Here is a 20873-nt window from a genome sequence, read left to right as displayed (position 1 = left end):
GTCAAGGATGGGGCACCCAATGCTATGCGCTCACGAGCTGTGTTTTTATCGTCTCCCTTACTCTTGCGCCCATCTCTTTTGTCGAGAGCACCGGGAAGCCCTGCGGATTTGCGCGCGCCAGGTCGGGAGTGCGGAAACCCTGCTCCAATACTTTGCGGACGGACGATTCGATTGCTGCGGCTTCGGCTTCAAGGCCTGCGGAGTGGCGCAGAATCAGCGCGCCCGTCAGAATCGCGCCGAGCGGATTCGCCAGTCCCTTGCCGGCGATGTCGGGCGCCGATCCGTGAACCGGCTCATACAAATTCACTTTGCCGCCGATGGTCGCCGAGGGCAGCATGCCGAGCGATCCGGTAATCACTGCGGATTCGTCGCTGAGAATGTCGCCGAACAAGTTCTCGGTGAAAACGACGTCGTAGTTGCGCGGCTGGTTCATCAGGTGCATCGACATTGCGTCGACGTACTGGTGCTCGACGGTCACGCCTGGAAATTCGGCCGCGACTTCGTTCACAGTGGCGCGCCATAGCTGCGAAACTTCAAGCACATTGGCTTTGTCTACGCTGGTCAGTTTCTTGCGCCGCTTCATCGCGAGCTCAAATGCGATGCGCGCCACGCGAACCACCTCATCGCGGGTGTAGCGCATGGTGTTCCACGCTTCGCCGGCCGTCTTGTTCCACTCGCGCGGCTGGCCGAAATAGAGGCCGCCGAGCAGTTCGCGCACGAACAGGATGTCGGCGCCATCGATGATCTCGGGCCGGAGCGGGCTGTTGACGGCGAGTTCCTTGAAGGCGAATGCGGGGCGGAGGTTGGCGAACCCGCCAAGCGCCGAGCGCAGTTGTAGCAGGCCGGCCTCGGGACGCTTGTCGGGGGGCAGGGAATTGAACTCGTTGCCGCCCACTGCGCCGAGCAGGACCGCGTCGCTTGCTAGCGCCGCATCCAGCGTGTCCTTGGGCAGCGGCGATCCGTCGTTCACAATGGCCACGCCGCCGATACGCTTTGCGGTGATTTCGAGTTTGTGGCCACCGATCTCCGCAACATTCTGCAGCACAGAGACAGCTTCATTGGTGACTTCGGGGCCTATACCGTCGCCGGCGGTGACTAAGATCTTGAGATGCATCCTTAGTGTTGTCCTTCAGGGGCTAAAGCCCCGGAATTGTACTGTTGCGATCGGCACGCGACCCAAAGGGTACCCCGAGTCGTGCCCTGACACAAGACTCTTCAACGCCAACCGCAATTAAGGGCGCCGTCAAACTCAGTCCAACTCCGCCACTGGTTCGTGCTTTCGGTCGCGAATTGGGTCGGGCAGGATTCCGATCAGATCCTGGTCGTAGATATTCTTCTTGCGATCGGCCAGCGCCACAAAGCGGTAGTAGACATGCTGCAACTCTTCGCGCGAGATCGTATAGCCAAGATGCTCCAGCCGATGACGCAGCGCCGCACGTCCACTGTGCTTGCCTAGAACGAGGTTAGTCTTCGACACACCCACCAGCGAAGGCGTCATGATCTCGTAGCACAGCGGATTCGCCAGCATGCCGTGCTGGTGAATGCCGGACTCGTGCGCAAATGCGTTCGCGCCAACGATCGCCTTGTTCGGAGAGGGCTTGAAGGTGATGATCTGGCCGAGCACTTCGCTGGTGGGATAAAGCTGGTCGAGCTTGATGTTGGTGGTAACGCCGTAGAGTTCGCCGCGGACGTGCAGCGCGGCGGCAATCTCTTCGAGGGAAGCGTTGCCGGCGCGTTCGCCGATGCCGTTGATGGTGCACTCCACCTGGCGTGCGCCGGCGGTGATTGCCGCCAGCGAATTTGCCGCGGCCAGCCCGAGATCGTCGTGGCAATGCGACGAAAGAATGATGTTCTGGGCATCCACGGCCGGGATGCGCTCGCGCACTTCGCGAAACATCTGTCCGTACTCTTCCGGTGTTGAATAGCCTACTGTGTCGGGCATATTGATGGTGGTTGCGCCGGCTTCGATGGCTATGCGCACGATCTCGACCAAAAAGTCGCGATCCGAGCGAGTCGCATCTTCGGGCGAGAATTCAACGTCTTCGACAAACGTCCGGGCCAGCCGCACCGACTCCGCTGCCTGGTCGAGCGCCTGCTGGCGGCTCATCTTGAGCTTGTACTCAAGATGCAAATCGCTCGAGGCGAGAAAAACGTGGATGCGCGACCGCTCCGCGAACTGTAGCGCGCGGGCCGCCATCTCGATGTCCTCAGTCTTGGCGCGGGCGAGGGAAGCGATGCGCGGCTTGCGCACGGCCTGCGTAATGGTCGCAATGGCAGCGAAGTCACCTTCCGAAGCCATCGCAAAGCCGGCCTCGATGATGTCCACGCCCAGGTCTTCAAGGGCGTGCGCCATGGTGAGTTTTTCCTGCGTGGTCATGCTGCAACCGGGCGACTGTTCGCCATCGCGCAGAGTGGTGTCGAAGAATGCAACGTGATTTGATTTTTTCATCGTGTTCACGCCTGCCGGGGAAGACATTTCCTAACTCTTTTATTTTCTCTCACCATGGCACTATAAGGCAAAGTTATTCTTTTTGGGGAACCTATTACAATTGCTTATGGACGCGTGGGAAGAGAACAGTGGGCAGTGGGCAGTGAATCAGTGAAACAGTGAAGCAGTGAATAAGTGAACCAGTGAACGAGTGAAGCAGTGAATAAGTGAACGAGTGAAGCAGTGAATAAGTGAACCAGTGAAGCAGTCCAAGCTTTGGCGCCGGAGGCACCATGGAACTCTCTCAACTTGAAACCTTTCTAGCCGTTGCGGAGGAGCGCAGTTTTTCCCGCGCTGCCGTACGCCTGCACCGCACCCAGCCGGCGATCAGCCAGGTCATCCGTAAACTGGAGGCCTCGCTGGGGGAAACGCTCTTCGACCGCGCCGCGCGGGACGGTTCGCTCACAGCCTCCGGTGAACTTCTGCGCGATTATGCCCAGCGGCTGCTGGCACTCCGTCGCGAAGCCTCCAGCGCGCTGGACGAGCTGAAGAGCCTGGCGCGCGGACGCCTGCAACTGGCCGCCAACGAATACACCTGCATGTACCTGCTGCCGGCTATCGACGAGTTTCGCCGCCAGTTTCCAGAGATCGGCATCTCGGTACACCGCATGCTGGCCAGCCGCATCGCCGAGGAATTGAGTCTGCGCACGTTTGAGATCGGCGTAACGTCTTTCCGGCTCGACGCGGAACGCTTCCGCACCATCGCGGTCTACAACGACAGCCTGGCGTTTATCGTCAGCCCCAAACACCGCCTCGCCAAGGCCGCACGCGTCTCTATCAACGACCTGGGCAAAGAAAACTTCATCGCGCACAATGTCACATCGCCGCTCCGTCGCAAGGTCATCGAGGCTTTCCAGCGTTTCCGCACTCCTCTCAATATGGGCATCGATCTGCCCACCATCGAGGGCATCAAGCGCTTTGTCGCCATGGGCAACGGGGTGGCGCTCGTCCCGCACCTCACCATCGCCCACGAGATCGAGGCCGGTGAACTGGTGCGCGTCACCGTGGATGAGCTTGAATTCAAGCGGGTGCTACGGTTGGTTCATCGGAGGCAGGCCACACTCTCCTATGCGGGCCGAGCGTTTCTGCGTACGGTGCGGGACATGGCCCAGAAGCACGGCCCGCCGTACTACTACCACGTCGAACGGGCGGGATGAAAAAGGCAGGGAACGGGGACATAGGGACATAGGGACATAGGGACAAAGGGACGTAGGGACAAAGGGACGTAGGGACCGGGAGCACGGAGAATCGATGGGAGGAGGCGAGAGGCAAAGCGGGGTTCCGCCTTTTGTGGTTTGGTTGCAGGCATGAGGCGAAATGAGAGCCCATCCGGCCGCGACTAATCGGTGTTTCCAATTCTGTTTGAGGACATTTCCGGTCAGGGGCGTCTTTTCCTGGTCCCTGGTTCCTATTCGCCCTTCCCTGTAGTTGAGCGATTCCCATTTGTGGGGCGCTGCGTCTATTGACATAGATCATTCCGAGTCAGCCGCTTCCGTCTGCAACCCGTTCTGGCCATTTACAATGCTGAGAGCGGTGCGTGGGGGAATCCGGCGTGCCCTAATCAACAACCTGGTTGCCAGCCGGACGGTTGAGCAGTCGCGAGGTTCAAGACCGAATGAAGAAGATCGCCCAAATTACCTTTCTGCTGGCCGTGTGCGTAGCAGCGGGCCGCGCTCAGGAGAGCCGGCAGGATATCAGCCTCAGTGGATCGGCCCTCGTTGAGCCCTTTATCGCCTCTTCAACGGATGTGCAGGTTCACTCAAACGCGGCATATGGCGCGTTACTCAGTTACCGCTTCATGCTTACACCTAATAGCGCGCTTGAGGCCAATTATGGAATCACTTACCAGAATAAGATCAACTACTTCGTTAACCCGAATCACTACCAGGTGAATACGCGCACCCAGGAGGTTTCGGCGGCGTATGTGCGCAGCTTTACGTTCAAAAAGTTCAACCCGTTTTTGGAGGCTGGTCCGGGCGTATTCATCTTCCTGCCAATTCGCAATTCAGGCACCACCAATCTCGATGTGAAGCAGCAGACTTCGGTCGGTGGGCTCTACGGCGCCGGCATCGCCTACGAAATCAGCCCCAGCTTCGATATCCGCGCTGAATTCCGCGGCTTCGTCACCAAGGTGCCCACCTTCGGCGACAGCCAGTTCAGCACCAACAAGTGGTACAACATCTACTACCCCACCGTCGGCGTAGCGTACCACTTTTAAAAGCAGCGAGCAGGCGGTCGGGAAGGGAGTTAAGAACAAGTACAGATTCCTCAACTCAATCTGACTGCTCGGAATTTCGGAATTCAACTAATGAAAAAGAGGATGGCAACCGCCATCCTCTTTTTGTAAGAACTGGAAGATTCCGAATCTCGCAAGGCGGGGCTTGTTATTCCCTATTCCCTATTCCCTATTCCCTGCATCTTCCCCGCTTCGCGGTAGCGTCCCAGTTCCTTCACCATCGCGCAATGGGGCTTCAGCGCCGCCAGGGCTTGCGAGCCCTCATCCGACGAACGCAACTGGCAGTCCACGTAGAAGACATACTCCCACGGCTTCCCCTGCACGGGCCGCGACTCGATCTTCGTCAGGTTCGTTCCGGTGGCCGAAAGCGCATTCAGTGCCGCCACCAGCGATCCCGGCCGGTTCTCCACTGAAAATGCCATGCTCGTCTTGTTCGCATCGGCATCGAACCAGGCTTCCTTCGCGCGCCTGACCAGAAAGAAGCGCGTAAAGTTCTCCGGATTGTCCTCGATATCCGCCCGCAAAATCTGTGCGCCGTAGTATTTGGCAGCGGCTTCGCTGGCAATTGCCGCAGCGTGCCGGTCGCGCAGCTCCACAAGCTGTTTCACGCTTCCAGCCGTATCGTAAAAGGCGAACGACTCCATCCTGGGATGAGCCGCAAGAAACCGCCGGCACTGCGCCAAGGCCACGGGATGCGAAAACACGCGGTCAATGTCGTCCAGCGTTGACGAAATCCCGATCAAGTTGTGCCGGATGCGCAGCTGCGACTCGCGCACTACGGTGACGTCTTGCTGAAGCAGAAGGTCAAAGTGCTCCAGCACCGATCCGGCCAGGCTATTCTCAATCGGAATCACCGCACCGTCCACCGAGCCTTCCGTGAGCGCATTAAACACGTCGGCCGAGACGGTGCAGGGCACGATCACCGCATCCGGCAGCATCGCCAGCGTGGCTTCGTGGCTGAACGAGCCCGGTTCACCCTGGATGGCAATCTTCATTCCGGCGTCAGCTTCTCTTTCTTGGGTGTTTGTCGCAAACGGAGACTCCGCAGACTGCTTTCTCGCACCATACCACAGCTCCACTGCTGCTTTTTTCGACTTTTCATCCACGATTGCGCCCTACTTCCGCAGCCAGATATCGGCGGCCACAAAGAGCAGGAAGACCGTGGCGATGACGCCGTTCATGGTGAAAAACGCAGCATTCAGCCGCCGCATGTCCCGCGGCGAAACAATGGAGTGCTCATAAGTCAGCAGCAGTGAGGCCGCTGCAATGCCCAGCCAGCCGGCGATGCCAAAATTAAACAGATATCCAAACCAGATCAGCAGTCCCAGCATGGCCAGGTGCATCCCGCGCGCAACGCGGAAAGCAGCCGGAACGCCCATCGCCTGCGGAATGCTGTACAGGCCCGCCTGCCGGTCGTGCTCGAAGTCCTGGCAGGCATACAGCACATCGAATCCGCCCACCCACAGCATCACCGCGGCGGTCAGAACCACGATCCGCGGATCGAGGCTGCCGCGCACTGCAATCCATGCAGCCGAAGGCGCCAGCCCCAGCGCGAGGCCCAGTACCAGGTGCGACCACCGCGTCACCCGCTTCATATAGCTGTAGCCGAGCAGCACGGCGAGGACAAGCGGCGCCAGGTACAGCGTCAGCCGGTTCAATTCGGCTGAGGCAATCACAAATCCCAGCCCCATCAGCACTGTGAACCCTGCCACGAATTCGCGCGACAACTGTCCTGCGGGAATTGCCCGGGTCCGCGTCCTGGGATTGGCCGCATCGAGGTCCGCGTCTGCCCAGCGATTGAAGGCCATGGCGCACGACCGCGCCGTCACCATCGCCACCAGGATCCACGCCAGCGTGCGCCAACCGGGCGCTCCGTGGCTCGCCAGCAGCACCGCAGTTAGCGCAAATGGCAGCGCGAAGATCGAGTGTTCCCACTTGATCATCTCCAGCGTTGTGCGTGTTTTCGCGGCCAGACCCATCCAGTGCAGCTCCATCATCCAGTGTAATGGAGCACTCTGCGGACTTGATGTTAGTCGAGCGTTGGGTGCAGATTTACTTATCGAGGCCCGGGCTAAAAGGGAAAGAATCTCGTTTTACGCATCCGCCTCTTCCACCGTTGCCACAAGCGGCAGCACCGAATCGACCTTCGTCACTTTGAACAGATCCATGACGCGGCTGTTCGCTCCGGCCACCACAAACTTGACACCTCTCGTCTGGCATCGGACATAGGTATTCATCACCAGCCCCATCCCGGCCGAGTCCATGTAAGGAACGGCCGTCAGATCGATCACCGTCATTGGAGGTGGCTCCGAACCGCGCAATTCGGTCTGGAGTTCGAACAGGTTGCGCAGCGTGAGTGGTCCGGACAGACAGAATACCCGTGTCCCGGGATTCTTCCCTTCTCTGCGATCGATGGTTAACGGGCCGTCGTTCAACATAGCGAGTCAAGTGTAAGGAATGGAACGTGCTGTTTGATTACAGTTCTGTAAATGTCGCACGCAGGCCAAATCCCCGTCCAGTAGAAACGTTGGGGAATTCCACGTTCCGGAGCGTTCGGTGGAGAGGAATTCCCTTGCAGTCCAGCTATGAATCGCCACACTGCTTCAATGACGCTCCTCTCTCCCTTCTTTTGTGGCGACGAAGCATTCTTTTGCGCTTTGTTACTGTGGCTTTTCGCTCGGCTGGCCGGCGACCTGCAGATAATTCTTAACGCTGAAGACGCCCGGAACGCCGTTCGCCCGGATGTACGCGGTATTCTTGTCGGCCTGTGAATCCACCACTCCGAATAACTCAACGTGCCCGTTCTGCACCGAAATGCGAATCGGCTTGGCGGGATCGATCGCGTATTTGTTCAGCGAGGGATAGCCATAGACAGCGCGCGCCACGGCCATCCGCGTCTGGTCATCCATAATCGACGTGGGATCGACTTCGATATCATCCACCACGTCTTTTACGCCGGGATAGGTAGAGACCAGCGCCACCGCCGAATCCTTATCGACGTCGGTGCGCGCATGGCCCGCCAGCGTCACGACGCCATTCTGGACATCGAGCGAGATTGAATTGAAGGCGTTGCCGTAACCCACGCGATCGTAGGTCAGCTTCTCCAGCAGCTTCGTCTTTAACTCACTGTCGGCTACGCCCTTGCCAGCGACTTCAATTTCGTTGCGCACCGCTGTCACGCCCTTCGCCCTGCGCACGCGGTTGGCAGCGTCTTTCTTGTACTCGTAGAGGCTGACGCTTCCCGTCAAGGTGGCGATCCCATTGTCGACCGCGACTTTGACATCCTTGAATTGCGACTTGTTCAGTTTTGCCTGCGCGTTGCTGGCGCCGTCCTGGCCCGTCCCCATCCCGTTTTCAGCAAAGGATCTCTGGGGCAAACTCAGAACGCCGATGGCCAGCGCAGCCACTATCGAACCGACCGCGAAAATGTGCTTTGTCGTCTTCATTTCCTTGCTCCTTGATACATGTTGATGCATGGTCGTTGCAGTTTGTCGTTCGCGCACCGCATGTTCGTCCGGGGTTGCGAGACGCTCCCGACCGCTTTAGACACCGATGCAGGGAAAAAGTTACACGCGCAGGTTTTTCGGGGGGATTTGTAGAAATCCAAGTCAGGAAATCCGAAATCGGGCGCATTCTGGGTTGGAGAGACAGCTTCGGCCGGGAAGGGAAGCGGTGCGCTTTCAGGCAGGTCAAGCAATCTAGTGCGAAGTCAGTGCTTGCTATTTGAAACGCCGCGTCGCCTTCACCACCATGGAGAATACGCCCGACTCATCCCGAGCCACGAGCAGCGATACGTGCCGGTTGATCGCGATCTCGGCCTGCAGCAATTGCTGTCCCGTTGTATCTACGTCCGTAGCGTAGGTCAGGGTCAGATTCTTGCCGAGTTGCTCTTCCACAGTGATGCGCGTGGTCGAGTTGCCCAGCACGCCGAGGTAATTCGGATCCACCTTCACCGATCCAGCGCCAAACAGCTTCTGAATCCGGCTGCTGACGGTTGCATTCAGCGCTCCCCCCAGGAGGGCATCGGTTGCCGGGTTGGTTGCGATTTGCTCCTGCTGTTGCGTGTAGAGTCGCTGCTGATCCTGGGTGCGTCCCAGGGCCAGGAGTGCCACCACGTCGGCTTCGGGAAGCGGCGGATCGCTGCGGTAGGTTACCGCCATCTGATCGACTGACCCGTGGAGGCCCAGCGTGATGTCGTAATCCTCAACGCGGGCCGTGGCATTCAAATCAATCAGCGGCTCGATGCGCACCGGATTCGTAAAGGTAATTTCGCCGCGCTGCAGTTCGTAGCGAGTTCCTGCAATCGTCGCGCTTCCCTCGGTGATCGAGATTCGCCCCAGCAGCGATGGCGCGGCAATGGTGCCGCGCAGGCGCAGATCCACGTCGCCCGCAAGTTTGGCGTAGGCATTCTGAAAGTTCAGCTGCGGCGAAGACTGGATGCGCACATCGAGCCGGATGTGGTTTGAAGGCGCATCCTGGGGCGCGATCGGCTGCGACTTGCCGGCCTGTGCCGCCAAGGCCACAAAGTCCAGCTCCGGGCTCACGGTAAACCGCGTGATCATCACGTTGCCACTCAACAGCAGGTTGCTCTGCGTTCCCTGCAGTTGCAGGTTGATGTCCGCCGCCGAGCTGACGCCCTGCGGATAGCGGATGCGAATCGACTTGCCTTGCAGCGCCAGGTCGGCGTAGATGCCGTGCTGATAGGCCAGATACCCCGACACGCTCAGCAGGCCGCCGCCGCTCATCGCAGTCAGCGACTTCACTTCCAGCCGGTTCTGGTTGAACTCGAGGGTCCCGTGCAACTGGCTGAGACTGTTGGGCAGGTCCTCCAATGCCAGTGACGCATCCTGAAAATCAATCCGCCCCGAGAGCCCCGGATTGTTCAACGGCCCATGCGCCTCCACCCGGAACGTCGTCGTACCGCGCGCCTTCAGGTCCGGATCGATCGTCTCGGCCAACTTCAAGTTGATTGTTCCGTTCGCCGCTAGATCCAGTTGCCGCTTCCCAGTGAGGCTTAGACTGCCTTGCACGCGCATGTCGGTTTCTTCGCCGGTCACGTGCAGCGGGTCGAGCGTAATCTTGGAGTCGCCCATGCTCGCGTGCAGGGCGCCATCGCTTTTCAGGTGCACGCCTGCAATGGTCACGGCGAGATCTTGAATGCGCGCTTCGCCCCGCATATCCGAGGGCCGCGCCAGCGGGCCTTGCACGCTCACCGTGCCGTCCAGGTCCGACTCGCCTGTCAATCCGCTAATGTGCGCCATCTCAAGCAGCGCGCCGATGTTGAACTTCGCAAAATTTAGCGTCGCCTGGGTCTCGTTGTCCCCGCGCAGCGCAGTCTGTCCATGCGCCGTCAGCTCGGCCGCTTGCAGGCGCGAAGTAACGTCCCACGTCAACTCCTGATTCGCCGTGTGCGCAACGGCATTGAACTCTCCAAAGTGCTCGCCGCTTACGGTCAGGTCGGCCAGTGTTGCCTTCCCGTTGATCCGCGGATCGTCGAAGGTTCCCGACCCCGTCAGCGAAAACGCGAGATTGCCCGTCACCTGGTTGCTGGAAGTGTGCAGCCTGTCGATCTTCGCAATATCGATTCCCGTTCCGTGCGCATCCACCTGGAACTGCCGCGTGCGCAGATCGTAACTGCCCGAGCCCGTGACAGCGCCCGCAGCGTTGTTCATCGTCACTGACGAAAACTGCACCACCTGCCCAGCGATCTTTCCCTCCGCGCGAGCTGTCGTCAGCGGCTCGCCATACAGCGTCCCGTTGTCGAGCTGCACCCAGCCGTTTCCATTCAGCATGTCGACCGGTCCATCCACCGCCATCTGCGCACTGAGCAGACCCGTCACCGGGAGCTTCTCCGTTAACAAGGGCGTCACGTCGTCAGCATTGATGGCGCTCGCACGAACGTTTGCGCGCAGCAGCGAATGCGCATCGAACAAAGGTTTGCCGGGAGATTTTGGCGAGGGCGCTTCGGTCGCCGTCAGCGTGCCATTCATGTCGATCGAGGCATCTCCATGCCGCAGGTGCCCGCGGTCAATCGCGATCCGTGACGCGGAATAGCTTCCCGTCGCATCGAGCGAATCCCAGTGCACGAGCCGTGGTAGAGTTGTGTCACTGCTCGCAGGAAGTTCGACCGACAGATTTGTTGCCTGAAGATCTCCCGCCAGGTGCGGATCGACCAGCGAACCTGCCCACGATCCCTTGAAGTCCGCCTGTCCGTCGAGATCCACCGGTAGCGCCGATGTTCCGCTCTTGCCCGCGCGCATTACCCCTAGATCGCGGAAGAGCGTATCGAAGTCATCCAGGTTGTGCGAGTGAACTTCAATTGCGATTCCGGTCGGGCTGGTCATCGGGAACGCGCCAAGCTGTCCATGCGCGCTTATCTGGCTGGCCGGCAGATTCACCTGCAGGGTCCGCAGGTCTACCGCGCCGTGCCGTTGGGTATAGGTTGCGTCGATCGCGCCACTCGTCGGCGCCTCTCCTGCAACGCTCTGTGGTGAGGGGCTCATGTTCAGATTCGCCGCAACCGACAGCGTATCCACGTCGCCGTTGCTCCACGTCGCAGTGGTCAGGCCATTGATACGCGTATTCAGCCCCAGCCGCTGAAACGGGGGCTGACTCACCATGTCGAGCAGCGTGTCGAGTGTGACGTCTCTGAAATTCGCTTTGACCTGGCCATCGGTGTGCAGATCGGTGTCGACCTTCACTGTCACAGGTTTCGTCGTCTTCTCGTGGATCCGGCCCTTCTTCTCGTGCTTCGGCGGCTCGGCAGCCTGCACTACCGGCGCGCCCGCCAAGAGCGGTATCCAATGATCCAGCAGGACCTCGCCTTCCAGCTGTCCCCCGGCCTTCAGACGCGCCGTCACACCCGTAATCTGCAAGCGCAGCGAATCGGCGTGTACATGCGCGTCAAGTCCCACGCCTCGCGCCACCACGCCCGTTCCGATATACGAAGCGTTGTCGGCATGCACCGTTCCATCAATCCGGAACTCGCCCTGCTGGCCTGCGGCCGCCAGCTTCAGCTTCGCGATACCCTCCGGCGTAAACGGATATCCCAGCGCCGGCTCCATCAGCTTCAGATCCAATTCGCCCTGTGCCGACGCTTTCCAGCGCGGTCGGGCGAAGTCGTCCAGCTCGCCAGCTATCCGCAGCACGCGATCCGCCGATCCCTTGCTGTGCGCCGTCAATTGCAGCGACCGCAGATACACGGCGTTGCGCGTGAAGTCGACCGATGCCTGCGCAAAACCTTCCACTGGCGGCGCATCCGGGTGTGCCGTCGTTCCGCGCACCAGGCGTAAGTCACGAACGCCGGCATCGAGGCGATAGCTATCCTGCCCGATGCCGTTGCCCGCCATATATTTCAGCAGAAGCGATACATCGTTCGCCTCGAAGTCCACCGGGATGCGCCGATTTTGAAAATCGTTCGCGTCCGCCCGGTCGTCGTATTCAAAGACGCCGTGATTCACCGCGACGTGATTGGCCTGGAGATCAAACAGCGTATTCAGCGGGTGCGTCTGAGTCTTCTTACGCGGCTGCGGCTGATTGGTCGTCCCGTCGGCGTACACGATCAGATGAATCCGCGGCCGCTCCAATTCAAGGTCCCGCAGGAGAACTCGCGGGCTGAAGAAACCCAGCACGTCGACATCGACCTTGAGCGAATCCAGCTGGGCGTACGGCGCTTCCCCCGGCGCTTCGCGGCCATGCAGAACAAACCCGTACGCCTCCCCCTGCAGCTTTAGCAGATTCAAGTGGAACGAGGCAATCTCGGCACGCCCGCCTGTCGCCGCATCAATTCGCGCGATCAGCCTGTTGCGGAGGATGTTTTCAAACGAAGAAGAACTCGCCCAGAAGTACAACCCCACCAGACCCACAACAAGAAGAAGCGCAATGACGGACCCCACCCACAGGACGCGGCGGAGATACCTCCGCCGCGACGCGCGCGGCTGTTTCTGCTTCTCGCGGGGAGAATCAGGCGGCACGGGTGGAACCTGGCCGGTCTCGCTCATTCCTTCGTCTCTCCCGAATCCCTGGCCGCATCCGCCTTTTCAAGCGTCGGGTCCAGTACTTCAATCTGACCTTGTTTGCGCAAGTTCGACAGCCAGCTGTCGAACAGCACATTGACCCGCTGCTGAAGCAGAATCTCCTCGATCCGCGACGATACCTGCTGCAGCGGCGGTGGCTTCTCTCCGGCCGGATACTGCGGCAGCAGCGTTCCCGCATAGTAGGTCTCAATCTCTTCGGGCGTAATGCGAATGCCCTGCCGGAATCGGAGCTCGATAAAATTCAGAATTTCGAGCCGAAGTCGCATGTATTTCTCAACCTCAGCAGGCGTCAGTTCGTGGTGCGCCAGGAATGTCTTCCAGCTCGCGTCCGATTTGCAATCCGCGCGAACGCATGCCGGCAATTCCGTGCGAATCTCCTCGATCCGCGCCGCGATCTCCTCCGGCTTCGGCTTCGTGGCCTCCAAGTCTTCCTGCTGAATCTGTTGCTGGATCAGCGCCCGGCTGATGAGCCGCTCTAGCGCCTGCTGCTGTGTCATCTTCTCCTTTGGATTCGTGCTTGGATCGAGCACCGACAGTTGCATCTCGTCTTCGATATCGCTCTCGAGAATCGCCTGCCGGTTTACCACCGCGACCACGCGATCGATGCGGACAGGCAATGCCGCATCCGCGGTCCCGCCACTCGTCTGCGCCTCAGCGGAGAGCATCCCAGCCAGGACCGCGAAAATGCAAAACCATCGCATCGCCGCGCGGGCAATCTGCTTGCGTGCTGTTCGCGGTTTGGTCATCAGAATGTCTGTCCCAGGCTGAAGAAGAAGATGAAATGCTGTGCTTCGCCCACGTGCGGATTGGAGTAGGGCCCCAGAGGGCTTGTCGGCGAAAAGCCAATCGAGTAGTCGATATTTACGGGATAGATTGGCGGATTGAGGTTATAGCTGAAGTCAAGCCGAATCGGCCCGACCGGCGTATGGTAGCGCAAGCCCAATCCTGCCGCATGCGAGAAGTAGTTAAAGTCGCATTGTCCCTGCTGTCCCGTTGACGTTTGCGGTCCCGTGGGACTGGGAGGGATAGGAGGATTGGGCGGTTGTTGCGGCGTCGCCGGCGTGAGCACTTTGCACACATCGCGGTTCGGCTGCCGAACGCGCAGCGCGCTCGCCCACGCATCCCCGGCATTGGTGAAAACATTGCCCATGTCGTGAAAGAGCACAAAACTCAGCGTATCGCCGAAGAAGGGAAGCACCGGCGGCGGCAGCCGCAGTTCCGTGCTGTTCACCAGCGCTCCGGCGCCGCCAATCGGAAATCCCGTCTCCGGATCGCGCGGTCCCGCCGCGTTGATCGGGAATCCGCGATGCGACGTCGGACCGCCGGCATACAGGCGCTCCGGGAGCGGAATCAGCGCATCTGACGGCGATCCATAGGCCCGCTCCTGTCCGTAACGTGTGTTGCGCGCCAGCACCAGCCGGCCCTTGTCAAACCCGTAATAGCTCGAATTCGAAACATCGAGCCGGTTGAACTCCGCCTGCGCGCCAAAGGTTTGATTGGAAAAAAAGTCTTGAAAGCTGGTGTAGGTCCCCCGGCGCGAATCGAGAGCCGAGTCGCGCGTGTCGCGAATCCACGTGATGCTCGGTCCGGCCACACGCTTTGCTGTCGATAGTTCCGCAATCGCGCTCGGCCCCACTTGCAGGCTCTCCGCCAACACCTTCACGCGCCTGAAGTCGAATTCATACACAAACGTATTCGCCTTCGAAAGCCACGCGCCCGGCTGGGTGAAGTGCTCGGTCCAGCGCACGCCCGTTTCCAACTTCGTCGCAACGTACGTCGTCACATTCTGGCTGCTTGCGTAACCTCCCGAATAGGTAAATCCGAGATCGCGGTTGCCGAAGAAATGAGGATTCTGATAAAGCAGATTGATGTTTTGTTCCAGCAGGCCGTACGTCCCCTGGATCGACGCGGATTGATCTCGTCCCCAGAGATTGTTTCGCGTTACAGCGGCAAGCACACGAGGGCTGATTCCCGTTTTGCCGTTCGGATTGCAACCCTGGCCCGTCGTTAAAATCCCACTGCAGTTGTTTTGCGGCGTGCCGGTTTGCGCCTCAAATCCAAGACCGTAGGTCAGAGACCAGCGCCGCGCCTCTGTCGTCTGCAGCAACACCGTCTTGTAGGGCTCCGAGCCTGCCGGATTCTGGATTGCCGTATTCACTTCGCTGAACAACGCAAACTCGTAGAGATTCCGCTGCGTCTGCGCCAGCGCTGTCTGATTCAGCGGATCACCCGGGTGCAGCGTAATCGCCTTGGCCACCGTATCCGGCCGCGTATAGTGCAGGCCCGAGATCAGGACTTTGCGCACGAAAATCTGCTGCCCCTCGTGGATCTGAAAGGTCACGTCCACCTTGGCCGGATCCTTCGCTTCCGTCTGCTCTTCCACTTCGATCTGCGCCTGGTCGAACCCGCGACTAAGGTAGTCGGTCAGCAGCGCATCCCGGTCGCCGGCAAGATTCTGCGGCGATACCAACTGTCCCGGCGCGGTGTTCATCAGCGCCAGCAGCTTGCTCCGATCGGATTTCTCCACCCCATCCAGATGCAGTTCACCCACGCGCTGCTGCTGCCCTTCTTCGATTTGATAGATCAGCGAGATCGGCTCCGTAGGATTGCGCACAGAGCCCGGAGCAGCAGCGGTCGTCTGAGTACCCCCGCTCGCCGTCTCCGAGGTCACCTTCACCTTGGAGAAGCCATTGTTCTGGTAAACCGCCTGCAGCGCGCCGATGTCCGCTGCAACAAGGGCCTGGCTGTAAGCGCCGTGGCGATCGAGATGATCGGCCGCATGCACGCTCAACAGCGCCTCAAGCGTTGCCGCGTCGAAATAGTGATTGCCCTCAACCGAGACCTTGCTCACGCGCCTGTGTGCGCCTAGCGCTACCGTATATGTGATGGTGACGGTCACGCCCCCGGAATTGTTTTCTGTGTGGTCCACCTTTACGTCGAAGTAGCCCAACCGCTGGAAGTAGTCGCGCAGCCGTCGATTACCCTCGTTTAGAAGATCCTCGTCGACCGTACCCTCCTCAAAAACAGGTACGAGCCGCTTCAGCCGGTCGCCGCCGATCTTGGCTCCTTCCACGCTCACCTTCACCACCGGACCGCGATTGGCTGAGAACGCGAAATCCGAACGCTTTGTTGCCGGGACGTAGACCTGCGACTCCAGCTTGACGTCCGCCTCCAGCCGGTCTTCCTTCTGGTAGTGCTTCAGCACGCCGCTCAGTGCGCGACTATTTGTGTCGTGGTCGATCTTCTTTCCCGCCTTCAAATGCGCATCCTGGCGGAATTGCGCCTCGCTCATACCGGAGTCGCCGGTAACCTTCACACCGCCCACGCGTGCCTGTACTCCCGAGGTCACCGCAAACGCAACATCGACCAGTTGCTCGCTCCCATGACGGGTCAGCTTGTACGTGATCATCGGCTCGTTGAATCCGTTGTCCGCCAGTGCCTGGCGCATCCGTCCCATCGCCGCATCCAGGCGCGCTTGCGTAAACCGCGTTCCGGCCGTCAGCCGGCTTGCCGCCTGCAGTTGCGCATTGATCGTCGCACCCTTGGCGCCATCCACGCTGACCGCTCCAATGAACTCCCGCGCGGTGCCCCGGAAGACAATCTTCACGCCGTCATCCATTTTTGCGGCATCTGCTTCGATCGTGCTGAACAAGCCCGTTTGAAACAACGCGCGGAGGCTGCGGGCTACGTTTTCCCGGTTGAGCGGAGCTCCCACGGCCTGGGGCAAGTGCCCGGCCAGCGGCTGCAGCCGATCTGCAGGAACTCCTTCAAAGGCAATCTCACGGACCGGCAGTCCCTGCCACTGCGCCATCGGATCGGGATCGCTGTCGTCCCCGTCAACCGAAATAGCGGAACCATGGGAGTCAACAGCACTGTCGTGTGATCGCTGCTCCGGAACCCCTGCGGACAGGGAACGGAGCGCCTGCGGCCAGCAACTGCTTGCCATCGCCAGGACAAAAAAAAGACAAGCCGGCAGCACTCCTCGCTTGAGTTTTGAGTCGAACTGCCATGCCGGATGTGCCTTACGCACTCTATCTCCCAGAATTTAGCCGTATAGACCCACACTGGGCCATTTGGTTGCATCTAACCGATTAACTTGAGAGCCTATCCGGTTCTTTCTTGCCGCAGCTCAAGGTTTTCAGCGCTGCACCTTATACTAACGAGGAAAGAAGCTTGGCGCAGCATCAGACCATTCTTACTGCTACCGATACTCCTCCCCGAAGGAAGCGCATGCCACGTACCAGGTTTCAAAAGCAGCCGCCGGAAGAACCCGCGCCCGATTCCGCTGTGGAAAAGAAGAGTGCGGTCCACCTTGACGACCCTGCATCCGGCTCGACTCCCACCGCTCCGCAACTTTCTCCCGATGCAGAGATTCTGGCCCGGGCTCAGGCTGGCGATCACCACGCCTTTGCCCATCTCTATTCTCTCCACAAGAGACGCATTTATTCCCTCTGTCTTCGCATGGTCGGCAACGTAGCCGAAGCCGAAGACCTGACCCAGGAGGCTTTCCTCCAGCTTCACCGCAAGATCGGAACCTTTCGCGGTGACTCCGCTTTTTCCACCTGGCTGCATCGTCTCTCGATCAATGTGGTCCTGATGCACCTGCGCAAAAAAGGGCTGCCCCTCATGTCTCTCGATGAAGCCATGGAGCCCTCCTACGACGACGGTCCCGGACGCAGCTTCGGTGCACCCGACCTTTCGCTTACCGGTTCCATCGACCGTCTCGCCCTCGAACGGGCGGTCGCTGCTTTACCAGCCGGTTACCGCCTCATCTTTGTTCTTCACGATGTGGAGGGCTTTGAGCATAATGAGATAGCGGCCATGCTTGATTGTTCCGTTGGAAACAGCAAATCCCAGCTTCACAAGGCCCGGCTCAAACTGCGCGATGCGCTGCGTTTCTCACTCCGGAAGGGAGACCGGCGATGAGCACCGATCCCAAGAACATGAGCTGTGAGGAATTTCATGCTCAACTGTCGGACCTCGTCGGTTCCGGAGCTGACGTCGAGAATCACCCGCACATCAAGGATTGCGACATTTGCCGTCAGCTATACGACGAATTGCAGACAATCGCCGATGCGGCCCGGCAGATGTTTGCCGACCAGCAACCCGAAGACAGCCTCTGGGAACGCATCGAGTCGGCCATCAAAAAGGAAGATTGATTCAGCGAAGTCGAAGAATCCGGCCGCGCCGGCTGCGATTGCGCATATACTGCGCAGGACTTTAAAACGCGCCGGGCCACACGGCCTGCACGGGAATTCAGAGTTTCCAGGGAGGGACGGCTTCTGCCGTCAGCCGCAGTCATCAAGCTGGGCTTTAACCCCCTGAGGGATAGCCAAGATGGCCGAACTCGCGCTTCCTGCCAACCCCCGCTCATCCCTTCTCTCAGCAAATATCTCTTTTCTTGCGAACAGGCCGCCCGTTTCCATTCAGCCTTCCTCCATTTCTGCCGATGAAGCAGTTGGATCGCGCCTCCATGTACACCGGAACACGAGCGAGGAGAACAACGTAAACCCTCATCAGGCCACAGAGCATCGGAAGCATTTCAAGAGCCGGGTCTTTCTTGAAACTTTTAATGCTCTGTGTTGTCTAATAAGGAAAGTTGATAAGAGGACACTCAATGCCAAGTCAGCCTTCCATTTTGCCGCCGGAAAATCCCCAGAGAAAGTCAGTATCCGGGCGCAGGCGCATCCCGATTCTGCCCGTACGCGATACCGTTCTGTTCCCGCATGCTGTTCTGCCGCTTACAGTTGGCCGCGAAAGCTCCATCCAGTTGATCGAGTCCCTGGGTGAAGAGCGCTCCATCGTGGTTGCCGCCCAGCTCGATCCGCGCCTGGATGCGCCCAAGCCGACCGAACTGCACAGCGTGGGCACTCTCGCAACAGTGCATAAGGTCGTGCGGATGCCCAACCAGAGCCGCTTCGTCTTTACGGAAGGCGTCGAGCGCGTGCGCCTGGTCGGGTTCGTACAGACCGACCCCTTTATGATCGCCGAGATCGAGACGGTCGAAGACATCGAGGCTGAAAACACGTCTTCGGTCGAGGCACTGGTCCGCAACGTTGTCGGCCAATTCCAGCAGATCGTCTCCGAATCGGCCACGCTCTCCGACGAGCTGCGCACGATCGCGGGAAATATAGAAGACCCCACCCGGCTGGTGGACTTTGTCGCCTCGTCGCTGCCGTTCCTCACAACGGACGATAAGCAGACGCTGCTTGAAACGGCCAGCGTTCCCGCCCGGCTGGAGTTGCTTACGAAGCACCTGGCCAAGGAACTCGAAGTCCAGCAGCTTCGCACCAAGATCCAGAGCGAGGTGCAGGACCAGGTGCAGCAGTCGCAGCGCGACTACTATCTGCGCGAGCAGATGAAGGCCATCCAGAAGGAACTCGGCGAGCAGGACGAGGGGCAGCGCGAGGTCGAAGACCTGCGCAAAAAAATCGAAGAAGCCGGGATGCCGGAGGACGTGAAGAAAGAGGCGATGAAGGAGCTTTCGCGCCTCGGACGCATGTCACCCATGGCCGCCGATTACTCGCTGACACGCAACTACATCGAGTGGCTTGCAATTCTGCCATGGGCGAAAAGCTCCGGCTCCAAGATTGACATCAACAAGGCTCGCGAGATCCTCGATGAGGATCACTACGAGCTGAAAAAGGTGAAGGACCGCATCCTGGACTACCTGTCGGTGCTCGAACTCAAGCCAGACATGAAGGGACCGATCCTCTGCTTCGTCGGACCTCCGGGCGTAGGCAAAACCTCGCTGGGCCGTTCCATCGCGCGTGCCTTGGGACGCAAGTTTCAGCGCGTCTCGCTGGGCGGCATGCATGATGAGGCCGAGATTCGCGGACACCGCCGCACGTACATTGGAGCGTTGCCCGGCCAGATCATTCAGAGCATCCGTCGCGCCGAAACCAACGACCCGGTCATCATGCTCGATGAGGTCGACAAGCTGGGACGAGACTTCCGTGGCGACCCGGCATCGGCGCTGCTCGAAACGCTCGATCCGGAACAGAACAACACGTTTCGGGATAACTACCTCGACGTGCCGTTCGATTTGTCGAAGGCACTGTTCATCTGCACGGCGAACATGCTCGACACGGTGCCTCCGCCGCTGATCGACCGCATGGAAATCATTCCCCTGCAGGGCTACAGCGAAGAGGAGAAGGTGCACATCGCCGCGCGGTACCTGGTTCCGCGCCAGATCAAGGGAAATGGAATCACAGAGGAGCAGATCGAATTCCCCGAAGCAGCCGTCCGGCACATCGTGCGCCATTACACGCGCGAAGCCGGAGTGCGCAAACTCGAGCAGGTCATAGGCACGGTATGCCGCAAGGAAGCCCGTCGTGTTGTGGAAGGCAAGATGGAGAAGCTCATCGTCGACAAGGATGTGCTCAAGGAGTTTCTTGGTGGCATCCAGGTCCGCGTCGAAACCGAGGTCGCCGAGCGCGTCAAGCGTCCCGGTGTGGCCGTGGGTCTGGCATGGACGCCGGCCGGCGGCGACATCCTCTTCATCGAAGCCAACAAGATGAAGGGCAAAGGCGGGTTCACGATGACCGGCCAGATCGGCGAGGTGATGCAGGAGTCGATGCAGGCCGCGCTTACCTGGGTGCGCTCCAACTCGGCCATGCTTAACCTGCCGGAGGACTTCAATAAGGATCTCGATTTGCACATTCACGTACCCGCGGGCGCGATTCCCAAGGACGGTCCCTCGGCCGGCGTCACCATGGCCACGGTGCTCGCATCACTACTGACCGATATTCCGGTTCGTCCGCTTACCGCGATGACCGGCGAAATCACGCTCAGCGGAAACGTGCTCCCCGTCGGCGGCATCAAGGAGAAGTTCCTGGCAGCCCGCCGCGCCGGTGTGGAAACCATCATCCTGCCCGCCGAGAATCGCCAGGACGTCGAAGAGGATCTGACGCCCGAGATGATCGCAGGAGTTTCGATCCACTACGCCAGCCGCATTGAAGATGTGCTGGCCGTGGCTCTGCCCCTGCTGAAGGCGAAGCCAGAAGTCACCTCGATCGCGACCGAACGCGGCGCCTCCGCCGCCGCCTAAGCGACAGCGACGCCACGATCGGCAGCAGAACGAGAAAGGCCGGCTAACCCGCCGGCCTTTCCC

The 20873-nt window shown here is 59.7% G+C and carries 14 protein-coding genes; 5 read left to right on the top strand and 9 right to left on the bottom strand.

The genetic code is table 11. The annotated features are described in order from the left end of the window. Positions 1–22: 22 nt before the first annotated feature. Entirely contained in the window at positions 23–1114 is a 1092-nt protein-coding gene (gene leuB, locus WCA10_RS06885; protein WP_472821767.1) for a 3-isopropylmalate dehydrogenase, read from the bottom strand. 135 nt (positions 1115–1249) lie between these two features. Continuing rightward, the gene (locus tag WCA10_RS06880) at positions 1250–2476 is read right to left on the bottom strand and encodes a 2-isopropylmalate synthase (protein WP_472821766.1); all 1227 of its coding nucleotides are present in this window, start codon (positions 2474–2476) and stop codon (positions 1250–1252) included. 245 nt (positions 2477–2721) lie between these two features. Between WCA10_RS06880 and WCA10_RS06875 the strand changes: the two genes are divergently transcribed. Together WCA10_RS06875 and WCA10_RS06870 are read left to right on the top strand one after the other, a co-directional pair. Continuing rightward, positions 2722–3645, top strand: a complete 924-nt coding sequence (locus WCA10_RS06875) for a LysR family transcriptional regulator (RefSeq protein WP_472821765.1) — start codon at positions 2722–2724, stop codon at positions 3643–3645. A 458-nt stretch (positions 3646–4103) separates the two neighbouring features. After that, positions 4104–4706, top strand: coding sequence for an outer membrane beta-barrel protein (locus WCA10_RS06870; protein WP_472821764.1), 603 nt, complete (start codon positions 4104–4106; stop codon positions 4704–4706). Positions 4707–4879: 173 nt separating this feature from the next. On the opposite strand, the gene pheA is transcribed toward WCA10_RS06870, so the two are convergent. The 7 genes from pheA to WCA10_RS06835 all read right to left on the bottom strand — a co-directional run bounded on the left by pheA (position 4880) and on the right by WCA10_RS06835 (position 16790). Further along, positions 4880–5719: a prephenate dehydratase gene (pheA, locus tag WCA10_RS06865; protein ID WP_472821763.1), complete on the bottom strand. Its 840-nt coding sequence runs from the start codon at positions 5717–5719 to the stop codon at positions 4880–4882. A 120-nt stretch (positions 5720–5839) separates the two neighbouring features. Then, positions 5840–6703, bottom strand: a complete 864-nt coding sequence (locus WCA10_RS06860; protein ID WP_472821762.1) for a UbiA-like polyprenyltransferase — start codon at positions 6701–6703, stop codon at positions 5840–5842. 114 nt (positions 6704–6817) lie between these two features. After that, on the bottom strand, positions 6818–7162 hold the full coding sequence (locus WCA10_RS06855) for an STAS domain-containing protein (RefSeq protein ID WP_472821761.1): 345 nt from the start codon (positions 7160–7162) through the stop codon (positions 6818–6820). 222 nt (positions 7163–7384) lie between these two features. Continuing rightward, positions 7385–8170, bottom strand: a complete 786-nt coding sequence (locus tag WCA10_RS06850) for a BON domain-containing protein (RefSeq protein WP_472821760.1) — start codon at positions 8168–8170, stop codon at positions 7385–7387. 273 nt (positions 8171–8443) lie between these two features. Then, complete coding sequence (locus tag WCA10_RS06845; protein WP_472821759.1) at positions 8444–12724, bottom strand: translocation/assembly module TamB domain-containing protein; 4281 nt, start codon at positions 12722–12724, stop codon at positions 8444–8446. Beyond that, positions 12721–13506: a SurA N-terminal domain-containing protein gene (locus WCA10_RS06840; protein ID WP_472821758.1), complete on the bottom strand. Its 786-nt coding sequence runs from the start codon at positions 13504–13506 to the stop codon at positions 12721–12723. Before WCA10_RS06840 ends, WCA10_RS06845 begins: the two co-directional genes overlap by 4 nt. Next, complete coding sequence (locus WCA10_RS06835; protein ID WP_472821757.1) at positions 13506–16790, bottom strand: BamA/OMP85 family outer membrane protein; 3285 nt, start codon at positions 16788–16790, stop codon at positions 13506–13508. Before WCA10_RS06835 ends, WCA10_RS06840 begins: the two co-directional genes overlap by 1 nt. A 200-nt stretch (positions 16791–16990) precedes the next feature. On the opposite strand from WCA10_RS06835, the gene WCA10_RS06830 reads away from it, so the two are divergent. The 3 genes from WCA10_RS06830 (at position 16991) to lon (ending at position 20810) form a co-directional block, all read left to right on the top strand. Next, a complete protein-coding gene (locus tag WCA10_RS06830; protein WP_472821756.1) occupies positions 16991–17686 on the top strand; it encodes an RNA polymerase sigma factor in 696 nt (231 codons plus the stop codon). Then, positions 17683–17919 carry a hypothetical protein gene (locus WCA10_RS06825; protein ID WP_472821755.1) on the top strand — a complete coding sequence of 79 codons (237 nt, stop codon included), beginning with the start codon at positions 17683–17685 and terminating at the stop codon, positions 17917–17919. Before WCA10_RS06830 ends, WCA10_RS06825 begins: the two co-directional genes overlap by 4 nt. A 458-nt stretch (positions 17920–18377) precedes the next feature. Then, positions 18378–20810 carry an endopeptidase La gene (gene lon / locus WCA10_RS06820; RefSeq protein ID WP_472821754.1) on the top strand — a complete coding sequence of 811 codons (2433 nt, stop codon included), beginning with the start codon at positions 18378–18380 and terminating at the stop codon, positions 20808–20810. The last annotated feature ends 63 nt before the right edge of the window (positions 20811–20873 follow it).

Origin of the sequence: Occallatibacter sp. (assembly GCF_049582745.1) — a bacterium.
Classification (GTDB): Bacteria; Acidobacteriota; Terriglobia; order Terriglobales; family Acidobacteriaceae; genus Telmatobacter.
The sequence above is the reverse complement of the archived record's forward strand: the minus strand, read 5'-3'. Positions and strand labels throughout refer to the sequence as shown.